We start from the raw sequence: 19,402 nt of genomic DNA on the forward strand, positions 1-19,402 counted from the left end.
TTTCGGTGTGACGTCCGCCGTCGGTCGACGAGGGACGGGTCCTGCAGGGTGCGGGTCACTTGCCCGCGGAGAAGCCGATCGAGTTCACGACCCGCTTGGCGAAGACGAGGAAGACGATCAGGAGCGGCAGCGCGGCCACGAGCACCGCGGCCATGAGCCCGGCCCAGTCGGGACCGGTCTGGGGCGTCTGCGACTTGAAGACGCCGAGGGCGACGGTGAGCACCCGGGACTGGTCGTTGGTCCCGACCAGCAGCGGCCAGAGGTACTCGTTCCACATGTTGATGAGGGTGAGGATCGCCAGCGTGGTGATGGGGGCGGCGCTCATCGGCAGCACGATGCCGAAGAAGATCCGCCAGTGGCCGGCGCCGTCGAGCTTGGCGGCCTCCTCGATCTCGCGGCTGATGCCGAGGAAGAACTGCCGCAGGAAGAAGATCGCGAACGGCGTCATGAAGAAGTACGGCGCGATGAGCCCCGGGAACGTCCCGAGCAGGCCGAGGTTCTTGATCAGGATGAAGTTCGGCAGCGCGGTGAAGATCGGCGGGACCATCAGCGCGGTCAGGAACACGAAGAACACGACGTCCCGGCCGGGCCACTTCAGCCGCGCGAAGGCGTACGCGGCCAGCGCGCTGAAGAAGACCTGCCCCGCGGTCGCGACGACCGCGAAGATCACGGAGTTGCGCAGGTAGAGGAAGAAGTCGACCGACGCGCCCGACCCGCCCTCGGCCTGGGCGTCGGCCGTGCTCGCCAGCCCCAGCACCCGCTTGTACGCGCCGAGCGTGAAGTCCACCGGGCCGGGGTTGCCCGGCTCCAGGAAGAGCGAGCGCGACGTCGACAGCGACGTGCGCAGGATCCAGTAGAAGGGGAACAGCGTCACCAGGATGATGATGATCATGCAGGCCCAGGCGAGGACCCGGCCGGGGCTGACCGGCCTGCGTCCCCGGGTGCCCTCGGCGGTCTGCTCGGGCGCGATCCGCGCCGGTGCGGTGGTGGTGGCCATGTCTCGCCCTCTCAGGACAGGTCGGACTCGCCGGCACGGAGCAGGCGTAGCTGGACGAGGGCGACGATCGCGAGGATGACGAACAGCACGAGGGAGATCGCGCTCGCGTAGCCGAACTGGCCCTCCTGGAAGCCCTTCTGGATGATGTAGTACTGGATCACCCGGCTGGCGTTGCCCGGCCCGCCCCGGGTCGTCACCGCGACGGTGTCGAACACCTGGAACGAGCCCGTCACGGTGATCACCAGCACCAGCGCGAGGATCGGGCGCAGCAGCGGGAGCGTGATCCGCCAGAACGACCGCCACTCGGTGCTGCCGTCGACCGCGGCGGCCTCGTACACGTAGTCGGGGATGGTCTGCAGGCCGGCGAAGATCAGCAGGGCCGTGTAGCCCATGTGACGCCACACGTTGACCAGCGCGATGGTCGTGATGGCGGTGGAGTCGCCGCCGAAGAAGGTGATCCGGTCGAGCCCGAGGTCGGCGAGCACCTCGTTGACGATGCCCACCTGGAAGTCGAGCATCAGGAACCAGACCAGGGCGGCGATGACGTTCGAGATCAGGAACGGCAGCAGGATGACCGCCCGGACGACCGTGCTCTTGGTCAGGCGCTGCATGAGCACGCCGATCGCCACGGCCAGGATGGTCTGGAAGAAGATGTTGAGGAAGACGTACTCCAGCGTCACCTTCATCGCGTTCCAGAAGAGCGCGTCGCCGAAGAGCTTGGTGTAGTTCCCGAGGCCGATGAAGTGCGGCGAGCCGAGCACGTTGTAGCGCGTCAGGCTGAAGTAGATGCCGCGGATCGTCGGGTAGAGGTAGAAGACCAGGAAGCCGAAGGCGGCCGGCGCGATGAACACCAGCGCCATGCCGAGGTCCGACCGGCCGGGCGGACGGTCGCTGCCCCTGGCCTCCGGCGTCGCGCCCTCGACCGTCCCGAGGGCGACGTCGGTGGTCGCCGTGCTCACTCCGGGGCCCCGGACAGCACTCCAGGACCGGGCCGGAACCGCATCCGCTGCGGCGGCGTCCCCGTGCACGACATCATCGTCATCTCCTCCGGAACCTCGGTTCGGCGTACGGCGCAGCCCCGGAGACCGGAGCAGGCGCCGCTACGATGCGCTGGAAGTTACAGCAGTAGATCCGCGGAAGGCAAGACCCTTCGGGCGTCGTGTCGGAACTGAGACCTCGACGTCCCGTTCTCATCCTGTTCCCAGAAGCCACCCCGATATCGCTCAGAATCGGCCGCCACACGGGCTCCACGACGGCTCGAGGCCCAGCTCCGGCCCCCACCGGCCCGCGACTCGCCCTGGTCAGGGACTTCCGCCCGGCGTTCTACCGCAGTAGATTGACCGCTCCCACGAGCGACGACGCTGAGGAGGTCGAGCATGTCCGTGCCCGCTCGAGCCACCTCGCCGTCCGGCTCCGGCAGCCGGCCGGCCGCCCGTCAGCCCGCTCCCCGCGCCGCTCCGCCGGCCGCCCGCGCCGCGACCCGCGCGGACGTGGCGCGGCACGCCGGGGTGAGCACGGCCGTCGTCAGCTACGTGGTGAACGAGGGCCCGCGACGCGTCGCCCCGGAGACCGCGGCCCGGGTCCGCGCCGCCGTCGAGGCCCTGGACTACTCCCCCAACGTGGCGGCCCGCGCGCTGCGCATGGGGTCGAGCGAGATGCTCGGCCTGGTCGTCCCGGACATCACCAACCTGTTCTTCGCCGAGCTCGCGCACGCCGTCGAGAGCGCCGCGGCCGAGCACGGCTTCCTGGTCACGCTGGCGAGCTCGGGCTCCGACGTCGACCTCGAGCGCGAGCTCGTGGCGGACCTCGCCGGCCGGAACGCGGACGGGCTGATGGTCTCCACCGTGCTCACCCCGGAGGCGCTGACCGCCCTCCCGGCCCCGCGGCGGCCGACCGTCCTGATCAACGTCTCGGCCCCCTTCGCCGGCTACGCGGCGGTGGGCTCGGACGCGCGGCAGGGGGCGTACGACCTGGTCGAGCACCTCCTCGGGACCCACGGCCACACCAGCGTCGCGCTCGTCATCGGCGAGTCCACCGAACGTCTGCCCGAACCGCGGGAACGGGGGTTCGTCGAGGCCTTCGCGGCCCACGGGCTCCCACCGGGCCCGGTCGTGCGCACCGCGTTCAGCCGCACGGGCGGCTACGACGCCGTCCGCCGCATCCTGGCCTGGCGGCACCGGCCCGACGCGATCTTCCTGTCGTCGGACCAGCAGGCGTCGGGGGCCTACCGCGCCGTGCGCGAGGCGGGGCTCGAGTGCCCGGACGACGTCGCGCTCATCGCCTACGACGGCACCTCGCAGTCAGCGTTCAGCTGGCCGCCCCTGACCGTCGCCCGCCAGCCGGTCGAGGCGATGGCCCGCGCGGCGCTGCAGGCGGTCCTCGACCCCGTGAACGCCCCCGCCCACCAGCAGCTGCCGACCGAGCTGGTCGTGCGTCGGTCGTGCGGCTGCCCCAGTCCCCCGTCACCCACCGCCTGATCGGACGTGCCACCCGTGCCCGCGAACACCCCTGCCCTCCCGACCTGCGTCGCCCTCACCGCGGGCGGCGTCAGCCTCGTGCTGGACCTCGGCGGCGGCCGGCTGCCGACCGTCCTGCACTGGGGCGCCGAGCTGCCGGCCCTCACCGACGAGGACGCCCGGGCGCTGGCCGACGCCGCCGGGCCGGTGCCCGCGCCGAGCTCCGTCGACCACCCGCTCCCGGTCGCCCTGCTGCCCGAGCACTGGACCGGGTGGACCGGTCGCCCCGGGCTGAGCGGGTCGCGCGGCGGCGTCGCCTGGTCGCCGCGGTTCACCGTCGTGGACGCGGAGCTCGACGGCACTTCGATCGACCTCGGGCCCGGCACCACGTCCGCCGGGGCCGGCACCCTCACCGTCCGGGCGACGGACGCCGACGCCGACCTGGACCTCGTGCTGACCGTCCAGCTGACGCCCGAGGGGCTGGTGCGGCTGCGCGCCCGCCTGACGAACACCGCGGCGGACGCGTACGGGCTCCAGGACCTCGTGCTGGCGCTGCCCGTGCCGGCGGTGGCCCGGGAGGTGCTGGACCTGGCCGGCCGCTGGGGCAAGGAGCGCGTCCCGCAGCGCGGCCGGCTCGACGTCGGCACGCACCTGCGGGAGGGCCGCCGTGGCCGGACCGGACCGGACGCCGCGACGCTGCTGCACGTCGGCACGCCCGGCTTCGACTTCGCCGGCGGCGAGGTCTGGGCCGTGCACGTCGGCTGGAGCGGCAACCACACGCACTACGCGGAGCGGCTGGCGAGCGGGGAGCAGGTGATCGGCGGCGGCGAGCTGCTGCTGCCCGGCGAGGTCGTGCTCGACGGCGGCGCCTCCTACGAGACGCCGTGGGTCTACGCCGCGTACGGCGTCGGGCTCGACGACGTCGCGCGCCGCTTCCACCGCTTCCTGCGCGCCCGCGCGCACCACCCGGGCCCGGACCGTCCGGTGACGATCAACGTCTGGGAGGCCGTCTACTTCGACCACGGCAACCACGCGAAGCTCCTCGAGCTCGCGCGCCTCGCGGCGTCGGTCGGCGTCGAGCGCTACGTGCTCGACGACGGGTGGTTCGGGGCGCGGCGCGACGACTCGGCCGGGCTGGGCGACTGGACGGTCTCGGCCGACGTCTGGCCGGACGGGCTGCACCCGCTGGTCGACGCGGTGAAGGACCTCGGCATGCAGTTCGGGCTGTGGTTCGAGCCGGAGATGATCAACGAGGACTCCGACGTCGCCCGCGCGCACCCGGAGTGGATCATGGCCACGGGCGGCCGGCTGCCGGTCGAGGCCCGGCGGCAGCAGGTGATCAACCTCGGCATCCCGGACTGCTACGCCTACGTCCGCGACCGGATCTTCGCGATCCTCGCCGAGTACGACGTCGGCTACATCAAGTGGGACCACAACCGCGACCTCGTCGACGCCGGGACCTCGCCCGCCGGCCGGCCGGGCGTGCACGAGCAGACGCTCGCCTTCTACCGGCTCGTCGACGAGATCAAGGCCGCGCACCCGGGCCTGGAGATCGAGTCCTGCTCCTCCGGCGGCTCGCGCGTCGACCTCGGCGTCCTCGAGCGGACGGACCGCGTCTGGGTGTCGGACTGCATCGACCCGCTCGAGCGCCAGCAGATGCACCGGTGGACCACGCAGCTGATCCCGCCGGAGCTGATGGGCTCGCACATCGCCTCGGGCGCCTCGCACACCACGGGGCGGTTCCACGACCTGCGGTTCCGCGCGGCCACCGCGATCTGGGGCCACCTCGGGGTCGAGTGGGACCTCACCAGCGCCACCGAGGCCGAGCTCGCCGAGCTGGCCGACTGGGTCGCCTTCTACAAGGAGCACCGTGCGCTGCTCCTGCAGGGCGACCTCGTCCGCATCGACTTCCCCGACGACGCGCTCCTGGCAGGCGGCGTCGTGGCCCACGACCGGCGCAGCGCGATCTTCTCCTTCGCGTCCATGTCGCGCTCTGACGTGGCTTCGGTGGGCCGGGTCCCGCTGCCCGGGCTCGACCCGGACCGGCGCTACGCCGTCTCCCCCGTCCTGCTCGACCACGCCCCGGGCGGGGTCGTCCCGCCGCCCTGGTGGCACGTCCGCGCGACCGGGACCGACGACCACGCGACCGCCGACCAGCACGGCCCGGTCCGGCTGGTCACCGACGAGCGCGGGCCCGTCGTCCTCACCGGCGCGGCCCTGGGCCGAAGCGGCCTCACCGCGGCCCCCACCCACCCCGAGCAGGCGGCGGTCTACCACCTCGAGGCGATCGACTGAGCCAGGGGCCTGACGCGGACGCCCCCCGAGCCTGTCGAAGGAGCGTCCCCGCGTTGCCTTCCGAGCGCACGCGACAACGCTCCCTGAGCTTGTCGAAGGGCCACGAAGTGGTTGACGTCTCTTCGCACGAGCCGACCTTTGCGAGGCCCTTCGACAGGCTCAGGGGGCGTTCTCGCGTCGCCTCCCGAGCGCCCACACAACGCTCCCTGAGCTTGTCGGGCGTTCGTCGCGCTGCCTCTCAAGCGCACGCGACAACGCTCCCTGAGCTTGTCGAAGGGAGCATCCTCGCGTCGCCTTCCGAGCGCACGCGACAACGCCCCCTGAGCCTGTCGAAGGGCCACGAAGTGGTCGGCGTCCTTCCGCACGAGCCGACCCCTGCGAGGCCTTTCGCCGATCTCAGGGGGCGTGCGCGTCGACGGCCGTCGGATGATCGGTGCCGAGAACGGGCTGGAGCCCGGCGCGGGCGACGTCGACGCGGTGCAGGGGTGAGGCGGCGAGGCTGACGCCGAGCCAACGCGCGAGGGTCCCGGCGCCGTCGAGGAGGGCGTACGTCGTGGCGGTGGTCGGCTCGGCCTGCGCGGCCCCGAGCCAGGTGACGGTGTCGAGGACGCGCTGCGCGCCGAGCATCCCGGGAGCGTCCCGCAGGCCGTCCGGGTCGAGGCGCTGGTCCTCGAGCAGGACCGGCCGGCCGTTCCGGCGCACCGAGGTGACCGACCGCAGGCGCCCGCCGCGCTGACCGCTCCGGCCGAGCACGACGGTGTCCCGCAGGGCCGCGGCCGCGCCCGGGGCCAGGTCGACGTCGAGGGTGCGGGTCACGTCGGCCCCGTCGGCGACGACGAAGGGCTCACCGGCGTACGTCAGCCCGGCCCCCTCGGCGAGCGCGACCCGCACGTGCCACGCGGAGGGCTCGCCCCGCCCGTGGTACGCCACGGTCCCCGCGACGTCGAAGAGGTCGAGCCGTGCCCCGGCGCCGACCCGGACCTCCAGCTCCACCACGTCCCCGCCGAGCAGCAGCGCGGTCGTGGCCAGCAACCCGATCCGGCACCGCTCGGCCCCGGTCGCGACCACCTGGGGGCGCAGCAGACCCTGCCGGAGCCGGGCGACGTGCCGCCCGCCGACCAGGTCGACCGCGATGGTGGTGGCCACGGGTCAGTGGCTGTGGGCGTGCTCGTGGCTGTGCGTCTCGCCGGTCTCCGTGTGGCTGTGCGTCTCGCCCGTCTCGGCGTGGAAGTGCGGCGCCATCGGCCCCGGGTCCTGCGCCACGTGGCGTCCCCCACGGAACTCGGCGAGCGTCTCGAGCACCCACGCCCGCACGCGGGCGACCGAGGCCGGGTCCAGCCGGCTGAGCGGCAGGACGGTGCGACCCTCGCGGGCGTGCTCCGCGTCGGCGACCATCTGGTCCACGTCGACCCCGACGTACGGCGCGAGGTCGGTCTTGTTGACCACCAGCGCGTCGGCGCGGGCGATGCCGGGGCCGCCCTTGCGGGCCACGTCGCCGCCGCCGGCCACGTCGAGGACGAAGAACTGGGCGTCGACCAGGGCCGGGGAGAAGGTGGCGGTGAGGTTGTCGCCGCCGGACTCGACCAGCACGACGTCGACGGGCGCGAAGTCGCGCTCGAGGTCCTCGACGGCGAGCAGGTTCTGCGTGACGTCGTCGCGGATCGCGGTGTGCGGGCAGGCGCCCGTCTCCACGGCCCGGATCCGCTCCGGGTCGAGCACGCCGGCCGACCGCAGGAAGCGGGCGTCCTCGTCGGTGTAGATGTCGTTCGTCACGACCGCCAGGCTGAGCTCGGTCCCGAGCTCGCGGCAGAGCAGCGCGATGAGCGAGCTCTTGCCGGTGCCGACCGGGCCGGCGACGCCGATCCGCAGGGCCCGGGTGGGGATGGTGCCGCTCATGTCGCTCCCGGAGCTGGTCGAAGGGTCAGGCACGGAACAACCGCCTCTCGCTGGTTCGGTGGTGCTGGCCCCACTCCTCGACGAGGGGGGCGCTGTGGGCCGGGATGTCGTCGGTGCCCCGGGCGTCCAGGACCCGGGCCACGAGGGCCTCGACCGCGACGGCCGCGTCGGCGGCCCAGCGGACCCCGACGCTCGGGTCGAACGGCTCGAGCTTGAGCGCGGCCGCCACGACGGTCTGGACGTCCTCGTACGCGACGAGCCGGGCGGTCTGCTCGGCGTCGAGGCCCGCCTGCGCCGCCACGACCCCGGTCACCACGGCGCGGCACCACGGGCCCGGTGCGGTGGCGAAGGGCGCCAGGTCCCACACCGCCGCCGCGGTGCGGAGGTAGCTGCGACCGAGCAGGTCCGACGCCTCGCGCAGCGCGTCGGACAGCGTCCGGACGCGCCAGGCGGCGTCGACCTCGCGCAGGGCGGCCACCACGTCCGACGTCGGGACCTCGCGGAAGGCGTCCCGGGCCCACACACGGCCGGCCACCACGGCCGTCACGGCCTCGACCTCGGTGACCGTGGCGAGCCGCACCCGCAGGTAGGCCGGCACCTGGTCGACGCGCATGCCGTGCCGCAGCGCCGGCTCGACGCCCGCCGACTGCGTGTGCGCACCGGTGGGCAGCCGGCCGTCGGCGAGCAGCAGGGAGAGGTAGGGGGCGGACGAGGCGGCGGTCACGGGGTCACGGCTCCGGCGCTCAGAACATCGAGTAGAGCTGGGCGAGCGGCAGGACGCTCGCGGGGGCGGGGGTGATCAAGGAACCGTCGACCGTGATCGCGTGCGTCTCCGCGTCGACCGTGATCGTCGGGAGGGCGTCGTTCATGATCATCTGCGCCTTGCCGACGTCGCGCGTCGGGCGGCAGGCGACCAGCTGCCGCTGCAGCCCCAGCTCGTCGGCCAGACCCGCCTCGAGGGCCGCGGGAGCGACGTACGTCTGCGAGCGCGCCGCCCCGCTGCCCCAGTAGAGCGCCGGGCGCATCAGCACCGGTTGCGGGGTGGGGATGGAGGCGTTCGGGTCGCCGAGCGCCGCGACGACGATGCCACCGCCCTTGATCACCACGCTCGGGCGGACGCCGAAGAAGCGCGGGTCCCAGAGCACGAGGTCGGCGAGCTTGCCCACCTCCACCGACCCGATCTCGTGGTCCACGCCGTGGCTGATCGCCGGGTTGATCGTGTACTTGGCGACGTAGCGGCGCGCGCGGAAGTTGTCGGCCGGCAGCCCGCCGGAGAGCTCGCCCCGGACCTGCTTCATCACGTGCGCGACCTGCCAGGTCCGGGTGATCACCTCGCCGATGCGGCCCATCGCCTGCGCGTCGGAGGACGTGATCGAGATGGCGCCGAGGTCGTGCAGGTGGTCCTCGGCGGCGATCGTCGTCGCCCGGATCCGCGACTCGGCGAACGCCAGGTCCTCGGGCACGGACGGGTTCAGGTGGTGGCAGACCATCAGCATGTCGAGGTGCTCGGCGACGGTGTTGACGGTGTGCGGGAGGGTCGGGTTCGTCGAGCCGGGCAGCACGTGCGGCAGCCCCGCGATCGTGAGGATGTCCGGCGCGTGACCGCCGCCGGCCCCCTCGACGTGGAAGGCGGAGATGCTGCGCCCGGCCATCGCGGCGACCGTCGAGGCGACGAAGCCGGACTCGTTCAGCGAGTCGGAGTGCAGCGCGACCTGCAGGCCCCACTCCTCCGCCCCGCGCAGCGCGGCGTCCACGGCGGCCGGGGTGGAACCCCAGTCCTCGTGCACCTTGTAGCCGCCGGCCCCGGCGAGCGCCTGCTCCTCGAACGCGGCCGCCGAGACCGTGTTGCCCTTGCCGAGCAGCAGCAGGTTGACCGGGTAGGCGTCGAGGGCGCGGTGGGCCTGCTTGAGGTGCCACGCGCCGGGGGTGACCGTGGTGGCCTTCGAGCCCTCCGAGGGCCCGGTGCCGCCGCCGCCCAGCGTCGTCAGCCCCGCGGCCAGCGCCTCGTGGATCTGCGAGGGCGAGAGCAGGTGGACGTGGGCGTCGAAGCCGCCGGCGGTGAGGATCTTGCCCTCGCCGGAGATCACGTCGGTGCCCGGACCGATGACCAGCGCGGGGTCCACCCCGTCGGCGATGTCGGGGTTCCCGCTGCGCCCGATCCCGACGATCCGCCCGTCGCGGACGCCGACGTCGGCGCGCACGATCCCCCAGTGGTCGAGGACGACCACGTTGGTGATCACGGTGTCGAGCGCGCCCTCGGCCGAGGTCGCGAGCGACTGGTTGCCGGACTCGCGGATGGACTTGCCGCCGCCGAAGACCGACTCCTCGCCGCCGACGGTCAGGTCCTGCTCGATCTCGATCCACAGGTCGGTGTCGCCGAGCCGGATCTGGTCCCCCGCGGTGGGGCCGAAGATCGCGGCGTAGTCCTCGCGTCGGATGCGCACGCGTCAGCCCTCCTGGTCGGCCATGCCGGGCGTACGGAGCTGGAGGCCAGGCACGAGCCGGCGCCCGCGCAGGGCGACGATCCCGACGGTGCGCGACGCGCCCGGCTCGAAGCGGACCGAGGTCCCCGCGGCGATGTCGAGCCGGAAGCCCTGGGCGGCGGCGCGGTCGAAGTCCAGGCCCGCGTTCACGTCGGGCAGGTGGAAGTGCGACCCGACCTGGATCGGCCGGTCGGCGGTGTTCGTGAACGTCAGCTCGCCGCGCTCGTCGGGGCCCCGGTCGGCGTTGAGCTCGATCTCCCCCGGTGCGATCCGGTACGCCCCGGGTCCCGAGGTCGCGAAGCCCGCCATGTCGTCTCCTTCTACTGGATCGGCGAGTGGAGGGTGACGAGCTTGCGGCCGTCGGGGAAGGTCGCCTCGACCTGGACGTCCGTCATCATCTCGGGCACGCCCTCCATGACCTGGTCGCGTGTCAGCACCTCGCGCCCGGTGCTCATGAGCTCCTCGACGCCGGCGCCCTCGCGGGCCCGCTCGACGACCCAGGTGCTCAGCAGGGCGACGGACTCGGGCCAGTTCAGCCGGACCCCGCGGGCCAGCCGGTCCCGCGCGACCATGCCCGCGACGGCCATCAGCAGCTTCTCGGTCTCCGACGGCATGAGGTTCACCGGGGGTCCTCCTCGCGGGCGGCGACGGGCGTACGGGCGCGGGCTGGTGCAGCGCCCGTGACGCTAGCGAGCGATTGTTTCCACCGCGTTGCGGCTCCCGCGGTCGGGCCCGTCGACCACGCCCGTACGGTGTCGCGGGTGACGACGCCGCCCGGCCAGGCCCCCACCGACGCTCTGCCCGCGACCTGGGAGAGGCTGGACGAGCGGTTCGCGAAGGTGGACGGCGACTCCCTCGTCGTCCGGATCGCGTCCGGCTGCCGCTGGACCGAGGGCGGGACCTACCTGCCGGCCGCGCGCAGCTTCGTCTGGAGCGACATCCCGAACGACCGCCTGCTGCGCTGGGACGAGCTGACGGGCGAGACGGGCGTCTTCCGCTCCCCCGCCGGCTACCCGAACGGCAGCACCCTGGACGGCGAGGGCCGTCTCGTGACCTGCCACCACGGCCTGCGCGGCGTCACCCGCACCGAGCACGACGGCTCGGTCACCGTCCTCGCCGACCACTTCGAGGGCCGGCGCTTCAACAGCCCGAACGACGTCGTCGTCGACCGGCGCGGCGCGGTGTGGTTCACCGACCCCGGCTACGGCATCGGCACGGACTACGAGGGCTTCCAGGCGGAGAGCGAGATCGGGGGCAGCCACGTCTACCGGATCGACCCCGACGGGACGACCCGGCAGGTGACCGACGACTTCGACCAGCCGAACGGGCTGGCGCTCTCGCTCGACGAGTCCCAGCTCTACGTCGTCGACTCCGAGCGGCGCCACCTGCGGGTCTTCGACGTCACCGACGACGGCACCCTGACCGGCGGGGACGTGCTCGCCACCAGCACGGCCGGCACCTTCGACGGCGTCCGCCTCGACACCGCCGGACGGATCTGGGCGGCCGCCGAGGACGGCGTCCACTGCCTGCACCCGGACGGCACCCTGCTCGGCAAGCTGCTGCTGCCCGAGATCGCGGCCAACCTCACCTTCGGCGGGCTCAAGCGCAACCTGCTCTTCGTCTGCGCCTCCACCAGCGTCTACCTGATCATGCTGAACGTCACCGGGGCACCCGGCCCGTACGCGGTCCCGCGCGCCTGACGCCCAGGGGCTCTTCGGCTGGACGCCCATCCGGTCCTGGCGCGACGGGCCGGACGACCGAGCGCGAAACCCCTCGCCGTCCCACGAGGCCCCTCGCTAGCGTCCGGGGCATGGGTCGACGGAACTACCTGGTCGAGGGCCTCTCGGGGACGGGCAAGACCTCGGTGGCCGAGGAGCTGCAGCGCCGCGGCCACCACGTCGTCCACGGCGACCGGGAGCTCGCCTACCGGGGCGATCCGGCGACGGGCGAGCCGGTGTCGACGGGCGGCCACGAGCACCACCTCTGGGACGTCGCCCGGGTCCGCGCGCTGGCCGCGGACCGGACCCGCCCGGCCACGTTCTTCTGCGGCGGCTCCCGGAACTTCCCCGCGTTCCTCGACCTCTTCGACGAGGTCTTCGTCCTGCAGGTCGACCTCGCGACGCTGAACCGTCGCCTGGACGCGCGGCCCGACGAGGAGTGGGGCGGCGGTCCCACCGAACGGGCCCTAATCGAGCAGTTCCACGCGTCCGGCGCGGACGTCCCGGACGGGGTGCCCGTGGACGCGACCGCGCCGCTCGCCCGGGTCGTCGACGCGATCCTCGCCCGCTGCGACCTCCTGCCCGACCCGCCCGCAGCACCCCGTTGACAGAACTGACTACTAGAGTTAGTTTTATGACTAACGCGATTAGTCCAGGAGGACGACATGACCGAACAGCTGACCATCGGGACCCACCAGCTCGCCTACGACGTCACCGGCGAGGGTCCCCTCGTCGTGCTCGCGCACGGCATCGGTGACAGCCGGCACGCCTACCGCCTGCTCGTCCCCGGCCTCGTCTCGGCCGGCTACCGGGTCGCCGCCGTCGACCTCCGCGGGTGCGGCGACTCCAGCCTCGGCTGGGACGGCTACAGCCGTACGGACATCGCCGGCGACCTCGTCGCCCTCGTCCGGGAGCTGGGCGGGCCCGCCGTGATCGTCGGCCAGTCGATCAGCGGCGGGGCCGCGACCATCGCCGCCGCGACCGCGCCCGACGTGATCACGGGCGTCGTCGAGCTGGCCCCCTTCACCCGCAAGGTGTCCTACTCCCTCTCCGGCTTCCTCCGGGTCTCCCGCTACCGGCGCGGGTTCGTCCTGCTGGCCCGCACCCTGCTCGGCAGCCGGAAGGCCTGGGAGGGCTACCTCGACCTCGCCTACCCGGCGAAGCCGGCCGACTGGGACGCCGAGCTGGCCCGCATCGACGCCAAGCTCCGCGAGCCCGGCCGGATGAAGGTCCTGCAGGCCATGTGCACGACGGCGCCGACCGACGCGGGCGCCCAGCTCGCGAACGTCCGGTGCCCCGTCCTCGTCGTCGAGGGCGACCTCGACCCCGACTTCGTCGACCCGCGCGCCGAGGGCGAGGCCGTGCTGGCCGCGCTGCCCGACGGCCTCGGCGAGCTCGTGGTCCTCGAGGGCGTCGGCCACTACCCCCACGCGCAGGCGCCCGACGCGCTCCTCGCGGTGGCCCTGCCCTTCCTCGCCCGGGTGCTCCCCCGTGCCTAGGGCCGGCCTCAGCCCGGCCGCGGTCACCGAGGCCGGCGCCGCCCTCGCCGACGAGATCGGGTTCGACGGGCTGACGATGGGGCTGGTCGCCGAGCGCCTCGGGGTCCGGACGCCCTCGCTCTACAACCACGTGGCCAACCTCGCCGACCTCGGCCACCGGATCGCCGTCCTGGCCGCGGTCGAGCTGGGCGACGCGCTGCGCGACGCGTCCCAGGGCCGGGCGGGCAGCGACGCCCTGGCCGCCGTCGCCGCGGCGATGCGGACGTACGTCAAGCAGCACCCGGGCCGCTACGCCGCCGGCAACCGGGTCCCCCCGACCGGGCCGGACGACGCGCTGACGATCGCGAGCGGGCGGATGCTCGCCCCCCTGGCCGCGGTGCTGCGCGGCTACGGGCTGGACCCCGAGCAGGACGTCCACGCGCTGCGGATGCTGCGCAGCGCCCTGCACGGCTTCGCGACGCTGGAGGTCGAGGGCGGCTTCCGCTTCGACACCGACGTGGACGAGAGCTTCGCCTGGACCGTCGGGGTGCTGGACCGGGCCCTGCTCGCCTCCCGCGGCGCCGGGGTCGGCGCGGACCCCGGCGGCCGCTGACCCTCAGACCCGCGGCGTGAGCAGGTCCTCGAGCCCGATGCGGCCGTAGAAGTCGCGGCGCACCCGGTCCCCGACCTCGTTGACCTCCTCGGCGCCGTCGTCCGCCGGGTCGACGTGCACCCGGAACGGCCGCGTCCCCCGCTCCGCGCCGACGACCCCGGTGATAACCCGCGCGACCTCCCCCGGGTCCGCGTCGGGCGGCGACAGCTCGGCGAGCTTGTGCCCCACCTGGTCCATCAGCCCGGCGTAGCGGGACTCGTACGCCTGCTCCACCGCCTCGTCGCCCGGGTGGCCGGCGTGCGCGAAATGGTTCGTCCCGGTCGTGAACGAGCCGGGCACGACGATCGTGGTCTCGATGCCGAACCGGGCCAGCTCGGCGGCGTAGCTCACGGCGAGCGCGTCCTCGGCCGCCTTGGCCGCGAAGTAGGGCGCCAGGTAGGGCGGCGTCCCGCCACGGGTGCTCGTCGAGCCCACCCAGACCAGCAGGCCGCTGCCCTGCCCGCGCAGGTGCGGCAGCGCGGCGCGGTTCACGCGTTGGGTGGACAGCACGTTCACGTCGTAGACCGCGGCCAGCTCCTCGGGGGTGAAGGCCTCCGTCGGGCCGAGGACCATGTGGCCGGCGTTGTGCACGACCACGTCGAGGCCGGCACCGGCGGCGAGCACCGCGGCCACCCCGGCGTCGACCGACGCCTGGTCGGAGACGTCGAGCTCGACGGCGCGCAGGTCCACGTGGTGCTCCTCGGCGAAGGCCGCGAGCTCCGCGACGGCCGGCGCGTTGCGCCCGGTCGTGGCCCGGATCCCGGCCCACACGTCGTGCCCGGCCTCCGCGAGCGCGCGGACCGTCAAGGCGCCGAAGCCGCTGGACGCCCCGGTCACGAGGACGACCCGGCGGCTCACCGGGCCACCCCGCCGTTGACGAGGACGACCTGGCCGTTGACCCAGCGACCCGGTCCGGCGAGGAACGCCACGACCTCGGCGACGTCCTCCGGCCGCCCGAGCCGTTCCAGCGGTGGCGCCGAGGCCAGCCGGTCGACCGTCGCCCGGTCCTTGCCCTCGAGGAAGAGCGGCGTCGCCGTCGGGCCGGGAGCCACGGCGTTGACGGTCACGTCGCGGCCGCGCAGCTCGCGGGCGAGCACGAGGGTCATGGCGTCGACGGCGCCCTTCGAGGCGGCGTACGCGCTGTAGGTCGGCATGGCGAGCGAGGTCACCGACGTCGAGAAGTTGATCAGCGCACCACCCGGGCGCAGCCGCCGGACGGCCTGCTGGTCGACGACGAACGTGCCGCGCACGTTCACCCGGTGCATGCGGTCGAGGTCGGCCAGGTCCAGCTCGGCCAGCGGCGCGAGCAGCATGATCCCGGCGGTGTGCACGACGACGTCGACGCCCCCGTACGCCGCCTCGACGCGGTCGAAGAGGGCGGCGGTCTCGACCTCGTCGGCGACGTCGGCCCCCTCCGTGGAGGCCGTGCCGCCCGCGGCGGTGATGGCGGCGACGACCTCGCGAGCCCGGTCGTCGCGGCCGGCGTGGTGGACGACGACGGTCATGCCGTCGGCGGCGAGGCGGCGGGCGACCGCCGAGCCGATCCCGCCCGACCCGCCGGTGACGACGGCCACCCGCGGGTGCTGCTGCTCTGGTGCTGTGCTCATGCGCCGACCCTCGCCGGGGCGGTCCGACGGCGCTTCCACGTGCTTGCGCCACCCTTCGCCGGGTTGCTGCCGATGGACGCCCGGGCTAGCGCGCCGCCTCGGCCCGGTAGCGGCTCGGCGTGGTGCCGAGCTGCCGGTTGAAGGCCGTCGCCAGGTGGCCCGGGCTGCTGAACCCGCACGCGTACGCCACCTCGGTCACCGACCGCGTCGTCGTGGTGAGCAGGTCCTGCGCCGCCCGCACCCGGAGGCCGGCCAGGTAGCGCATGGGCGTCGTGCCGTGCTCGGCCTTGAAGACGCGGAGGAAGTGCCACGGCGACAGCCCGGCCACGTCGGCCAGCCCGACCAGCGTGAGGGGCTCGGCCAGGTGCTCGTCGACGTACGCCCGCACCCGGGCCATCCGCTGCCCCTCGTGCCGCGGCACCGTCGGCGCGGGCAGCCCGGCGTAGCGGGTGAGCAGGTGCACCACCAGGTACTGGGCCGCGGACTCCGCGTACAGCTCGGGCGCCCGGGCCGCCTGCGCGGCCGCCATCGCCCGCAGCAGCTGGCCCGTCACGGCGTCGTCGACGCTGAGGCTGTCCAGCACCGGGGCCTCGCCGCGACCCCAGACCTGCGTCGCGGCCTCCCGCACCGTCCGGCCGGGGACCGTCGCCTGCAGCGTCACGACCGGGTGCGGCGCGGTGACGCGCCACCGCAGCCGGGTGGGCCGGCCGGGCGCGGTGAGGCTCACGGTGCCCGCCGCGTGGGTGGCCCGGCGCCAGGACCGGCCCGACGAGGACTCGATGGTCTTCGTCCCGCGCAGCAGCAGCACCACGCGCTGGACGTCGGCCGCCGGGATGTGGAGGTCCTCCATCACCGCCGGCTCGAGCACCTGCCGCAGGGACAGCGACCGCCAGGCGTACGGGCCGCCGACCGGGGAGGAGCTCACGCCCCCATCCAACACGCCGGCCGGTAGCCGCAGGGAAGAATGAGGGGGTGCTGATCAGGACCAAGGCCGCGGCGGACGACGACGCCTGCGTGGCCGTGATGGAGCGGACCCACGCCGTCGACGGCTACCCGCGCTACTGGCCGGAGCGACCGGCGGGCTTCCTGCGGGCCAAGGGCGAGACCGACGCCTGGGTCGCGGAGCTCGACGGCCGCGTGGTGGGCCAGGTCGCCCTGCACCGCGCGGACGGCGAGCCGGTGGTGGCACTGGCCCAGGAGGCGACGGGCCTGCCGGTCGACCGGCTGACGGTCCTGGCGCGGCTGCTCGTGCACCCGGACGCCCGCGGCCGCGGCGTCGGGCGTTCGCTCGTGCGGACGGCGACGGCCCGGGCGTACGCGACCGGCCGCCGCCCGGTCCTCGACGTGCTGCAGGAGACCACCGGCCCGGCCCGGCTCTACGAGTCGGAGGGCTGGACCCGGCTGGGGCCGACGAGCCTCGACCTCAGCGGGTTCGGCTACGGCGACGTCCCGCCCCTGCGGCTGTGGGTCTACCTGGCGCCCCCCGCCGGAGGGGAGGCGCCGACCGCCGAGGCCGGATCCCCGGCGGCCGACGGGTCTCCTACGGCTTGACCGCCTTCGCGTGGAAGGTCGTGCCGCCGAACGGCACGGCCTCCGGCGTGTAGACGATCTTCCCGGCGCAGAGCCCGCGCTCCCGCAGGACCTGGGCGATGCCCGGGATGGCCTCGACCGTGCTCGGCGGCCAGTCGTGCATGAGGATGATGCCGCCGTCGGTCAGCGTCGCGGCCTTCGCCACGATCTGGTCGACGGTGGCGCCGTTCCAGTCCTCCGAGTCGACCGTCCAGAGCACCTCGAGCACGCCGATCCGCTCGGCGTCCGCCCGCACCGCGTCGTTCGTCGAGCCGAACGGCGGCCGGAACAGCGTCGGCGTCCTGCGGGTGATGTCGCGCAGCACCCACTGGGTGCCGGCGATCTCCTGGAAGCGCTGCGCCTCGTCGAGCGTGGTGAGGTCGGGGTGGGTGAACGTGTGGTTGCCCACCCACATCCCGGCCCGCCGTTCCGCCCGGACCAGGTCCGGACGGGCCAGCGCGTTGTTCCCCTGGTTGAACATCGTGGCCCGCAGGCCCTCCCGCTTGAGGGCCTTCAGCAGGTCCGGAGCGGTCGGGCTCGGCCCGTCGTCGAAGGTCAGGCCGACGTAGCCGTTGCGGCACGCCTTTTCCGGCTTGCCGTGGGACCCCGCCGCGGCCGGGCTGGCCCCGGCCGGGGAGGCCACGGCGACGGTCGTCGCCAGGGCGGCGAGCGTCACGAGCGCGGCACGTGCGGTGCGGACGAGCGTGGTGGTCATCTCGAGCTCCTTGCGTCGGTGTGCGTACCGGTCGTCAGTGCTTCTTGATGCCCTTGGCGAGCCGCAGGTCGCGCTGGACGACCTCGTACGCCGACTTCGGCTGGTAGTTCTCGTCGTAGAGGTTCGCCTGACCCTCGCCCGGGAAGACGCCCGGGATCCACGAGTACTTGTCGGTGAAGCCCCAGACCGTGAAGGAGATGCAGCTCTTCTCCAGCAGGCAGCTCTGCAGCATGTAGCTGTAGCCGTTGTCCTGGGCCTGGACCTCCGCGGGGCTGGCCGGGAGCGTGATCCGCACGTCGGCCTCGGTCACGGCGGTCTTCAGACCGAGCTTGCCGAAGCGGTGGAGGTTGGCCTCCATGTCCTCCGGCAGGCCGTAGTCGGTGCTCAGGTGGCCCTGGACCCCGTAGCCCTCGATCGGCACGCCCTCGCTCTTGAGCTCCTTGACGAGCTTGTAGACCGCGTTGCTCTTGGCGTTGATCCCCTCGGTGTTGTAGTCGTTGTAGAAGAGGATCGCCTTCGGGTCGGCCTTGTGTGCCCAGCGGAACGCGTCGGCGATGTAGCCGGGACCCAGCTCCCGCAGCCACAGCGAGTCGCGCAGGTTGCCGGTGCCGTCGTCCTCGAACGCCTCGTTCACCACGTCCCAGGCCCAGATCTCGCCCTTGAAGTGGCCGACCTCGTCCTGGACGTGCCGCTTGAGGATCTTGCGCAGCTGCTTCTTGTCGATGCTGCCGTCCTCGACGCCCTCGGTGAGCCAGGCCGGCACCTGGCTGTGCCAGACCAGCGTGTGGCCCCGGACCTTCTGCTTGTGGGCCTTGGCGAACGCGACGAGCTTGTCGGCCTCGGTGAAGTCCAGCTTGCCGCGCTCGGGCTCGACGACCTCCCACTTCATGACGTTCTCGGGGGTGACGGTGTTGAACTGGGCGGCGACGGCCTTGCTGTAGGTGGCGTCGTCGGCGAGCGCGGCCATGTCGACCGCGGTGCCGACGCGGACACCGGTCGGCTTGGCCAGCTGCTTGAGGGTCTTGGTGGGGGCGTCGCCGGTGGCGGCGCCCGCGGCGGGCATCCCACCGGCGAGCAGCGCGGACGTCAGGGCTCCGGCGGTGAGCAGGCCGAGACAGGTGCGGCGCAGGGACATGGGGGTTCCTCTCCATCGAGGTTCGTCGTCCGTCGGCGGTGCGGGGACGGTGTGGACCGGCGCGGCCGAGGAAACCCAAGGGGCGCGCGGGAGCAGCAGAAAGCCGCAGGAGACCGCCGTTGGTACCCCGAGGACGCTTCCGAAACTTTTCGAAGAAGTATCGGTCCGTCGCCGTGCTCCGGACCTTAATCCGGCCTGCGAAGAGAGGTCAAGTACTTCTCAGGATCAATTCTTCAACCGTCACGACGCATCCGCTGAGCGTGGATCGGGCGTACGTCGGGGAGCGTGGCTATCTACCCCGTCACCCGGTCCAGCGGACCGAGAAGTGCGAAAACTTTCGGTCTTCGTCGTGGCGGTCGGCTTGGTGGAGCGGCCGCGCTCCCGTCGACCGGTGATCTGGG

At 73.4% G+C, this 19,402-nt stretch carries 20 protein-coding genes; 7 read left to right on the plus strand and 13 right to left on the minus strand.

The window, feature by feature from the left end:
- Nucleotides 1-55: 55 nt before the first annotated feature.
- Together ABD665_RS08630 and ABD665_RS08635 are read right to left on the minus strand one after the other, a co-directional pair.
- Nucleotides 56-997: an ABC transporter permease subunit gene (locus ABD665_RS08630; RefSeq protein ID WP_204911348.1), complete on the minus strand. Its 942-nt coding sequence runs from the start codon at nt 995-997 to the stop codon at nt 56-58.
- A gap of 11 nt (nt 998-1,008) precedes the next feature.
- On the minus strand, nt 1,009-1,956 hold the full coding sequence (locus tag ABD665_RS08635) for a carbohydrate ABC transporter permease (protein WP_344741828.1): 948 nt from the start codon (nt 1,954-1,956) through the stop codon (nt 1,009-1,011).
- Between the two features lie 417 nt (nt 1,957-2,373).
- Here ABD665_RS08635 and ABD665_RS08640 point away from each other — a divergent pair, with 417 nt between their 5' ends.
- Both ABD665_RS08640 and ABD665_RS08645 read left to right on the plus strand, forming a co-directional pair.
- Nucleotides 2,374-3,474 carry a substrate-binding domain-containing protein gene (locus ABD665_RS08640; RefSeq protein WP_204911347.1) on the plus strand — a complete coding sequence of 367 codons (1,101 nt, stop codon included), beginning with the start codon at nt 2,374-2,376 and terminating at the stop codon, nt 3,472-3,474.
- A 15-nt stretch (nt 3,475-3,489) separates the two neighbouring features.
- On the plus strand, nt 3,490-5,748 hold the full coding sequence (locus ABD665_RS08645; RefSeq protein WP_204911346.1) for an alpha-galactosidase: 2,259 nt from the start codon (nt 3,490-3,492) through the stop codon (nt 5,746-5,748).
- Between the two features lie 396 nt (nt 5,749-6,144).
- On the opposite strand, the gene ABD665_RS08650 is transcribed toward ABD665_RS08645, so the two are convergent.
- The 6 genes from ABD665_RS08650 to ABD665_RS08675 are packed head-to-tail and all read right to left on the minus strand — an operon-like array spanning nt 6,145 to nt 10,741.
- On the minus strand, nt 6,145-6,894 hold the full coding sequence (locus tag ABD665_RS08650) for an urease accessory protein UreD (RefSeq protein WP_204911345.1): 750 nt from the start codon (nt 6,892-6,894) through the stop codon (nt 6,145-6,147).
- A 3-nt stretch (nt 6,895-6,897) separates the two neighbouring features.
- Nucleotides 6,898-7,677, minus strand: coding sequence for an urease accessory protein UreG (gene ureG / locus ABD665_RS08655; protein ID WP_344741833.1), 780 nt, complete (start codon nt 7,675-7,677; stop codon nt 6,898-6,900).
- Nucleotides 7,670-8,368, minus strand: a complete 699-nt coding sequence (locus tag ABD665_RS08660) for an urease accessory protein UreF (protein ID WP_344741835.1) — start codon at nt 8,366-8,368, stop codon at nt 7,670-7,672. The genes ureG and ABD665_RS08660 overlap by 8 nt, the downstream gene beginning before the upstream one ends.
- Before the next feature lie 19 nt (nt 8,369-8,387).
- Nucleotides 8,388-10,088 (minus strand): urease subunit alpha, encoded by a 1,701-nt coding sequence (locus tag ABD665_RS08665; RefSeq protein ID WP_204911344.1) that lies wholly within the window; start codon nt 10,086-10,088, stop codon nt 8,388-8,390.
- 3 nt (nt 10,089-10,091) lie between these two features.
- Nucleotides 10,092-10,436 carry an urease subunit beta gene (gene ureB / locus ABD665_RS08670; RefSeq protein WP_204911343.1) on the minus strand — a complete coding sequence of 115 codons (345 nt, stop codon included), beginning with the start codon at nt 10,434-10,436 and terminating at the stop codon, nt 10,092-10,094.
- Between the two features lie 11 nt (nt 10,437-10,447).
- Complete coding sequence (locus ABD665_RS08675) at nt 10,448-10,741, minus strand: urease subunit gamma (RefSeq protein ID WP_425562135.1); 294 nt, start codon at nt 10,739-10,741, stop codon at nt 10,448-10,450.
- 147 nt (nt 10,742-10,888) lie between these two features.
- Between ABD665_RS08675 and ABD665_RS08680 the strand changes: the two genes are divergently transcribed.
- The 4 genes from ABD665_RS08680 (at nt 10,889) to ABD665_RS08695 (ending at nt 13,936) form a co-directional block, all read left to right on the plus strand.
- On the plus strand, nt 10,889-11,827 hold the full coding sequence (locus tag ABD665_RS08680; RefSeq protein WP_204911341.1) for an SMP-30/gluconolactonase/LRE family protein: 939 nt from the start codon (nt 10,889-10,891) through the stop codon (nt 11,825-11,827).
- 110 nt (nt 11,828-11,937) lie between these two features.
- On the plus strand, nt 11,938-12,453 hold the full coding sequence (locus ABD665_RS08685) for a P-loop nucleotide/nucleoside kinase family protein (RefSeq protein WP_204911340.1): 516 nt from the start codon (nt 11,938-11,940) through the stop codon (nt 12,451-12,453).
- Nucleotides 12,454-12,510: 57 nt separating this feature from the next.
- On the plus strand, nt 12,511-13,344 hold the full coding sequence (locus ABD665_RS08690; RefSeq protein ID WP_204911339.1) for an alpha/beta fold hydrolase: 834 nt from the start codon (nt 12,511-12,513) through the stop codon (nt 13,342-13,344).
- Complete coding sequence (locus ABD665_RS08695; protein ID WP_204911338.1) at nt 13,337-13,936, plus strand: WHG domain-containing protein; 600 nt, start codon at nt 13,337-13,339, stop codon at nt 13,934-13,936. The genes ABD665_RS08690 and ABD665_RS08695 overlap by 8 nt, the downstream gene beginning before the upstream one ends.
- A gap of 3 nt (nt 13,937-13,939) precedes the next feature.
- On the opposite strand, the gene ABD665_RS08700 is transcribed toward ABD665_RS08695, so the two are convergent.
- The 3 genes from ABD665_RS08700 to ABD665_RS08710 all read right to left on the minus strand — a co-directional run bounded on the left by ABD665_RS08700 (nt 13,940) and on the right by ABD665_RS08710 (nt 16,507).
- The gene (locus ABD665_RS08700) at nt 13,940-14,833 is read right to left on the minus strand and encodes an SDR family NAD(P)-dependent oxidoreductase (RefSeq protein WP_204911337.1); all 894 of its coding nucleotides are present in this window, start codon (nt 14,831-14,833) and stop codon (nt 13,940-13,942) included.
- The gene (locus ABD665_RS08705; RefSeq protein WP_204911336.1) at nt 14,830-15,582 is read right to left on the minus strand and encodes an SDR family oxidoreductase; all 753 of its coding nucleotides are present in this window, start codon (nt 15,580-15,582) and stop codon (nt 14,830-14,832) included. The genes ABD665_RS08700 and ABD665_RS08705 overlap by 4 nt, the downstream gene beginning before the upstream one ends.
- Before the next feature lie 85 nt (nt 15,583-15,667).
- Nucleotides 15,668-16,507 carry a helix-turn-helix domain-containing protein gene (locus tag ABD665_RS08710; protein ID WP_204911335.1) on the minus strand — a complete coding sequence of 280 codons (840 nt, stop codon included), beginning with the start codon at nt 16,505-16,507 and terminating at the stop codon, nt 15,668-15,670.
- Nucleotides 16,508-16,554: 47 nt separating this feature from the next.
- On the opposite strand from ABD665_RS08710, the gene ABD665_RS08715 reads away from it, so the two are divergent.
- Nucleotides 16,555-17,133 carry a GNAT family N-acetyltransferase gene (locus ABD665_RS08715; protein WP_204911334.1) on the plus strand — a complete coding sequence of 193 codons (579 nt, stop codon included), beginning with the start codon at nt 16,555-16,557 and terminating at the stop codon, nt 17,131-17,133.
- Here ABD665_RS08715 and ABD665_RS08720 read toward each other — a convergent pair.
- Nucleotides 17,123-17,866 carry a polysaccharide deacetylase family protein gene (locus ABD665_RS08720; protein ID WP_204911333.1) on the minus strand — a complete coding sequence of 248 codons (744 nt, stop codon included), beginning with the start codon at nt 17,864-17,866 and terminating at the stop codon, nt 17,123-17,125. The two genes, ABD665_RS08715 and ABD665_RS08720, sit on opposite strands and share 11 nt — an antisense overlap.
- Before the next feature lie 34 nt (nt 17,867-17,900).
- Nucleotides 17,901-19,001, minus strand: coding sequence for an endo-1,4-beta-xylanase (locus ABD665_RS08725; RefSeq protein WP_204911332.1), 1,101 nt, complete (start codon nt 18,999-19,001; stop codon nt 17,901-17,903).
- Between the last annotated feature and the right edge of the window lie 401 nt (nt 19,002-19,402).

Source organism: Microlunatus spumicola (assembly GCF_039536445.1).
In the GTDB taxonomy this organism is placed as follows: domain Bacteria; phylum Actinomycetota; class Actinomycetes; order Propionibacteriales; family Propionibacteriaceae; genus Microlunatus; species Microlunatus spumicola.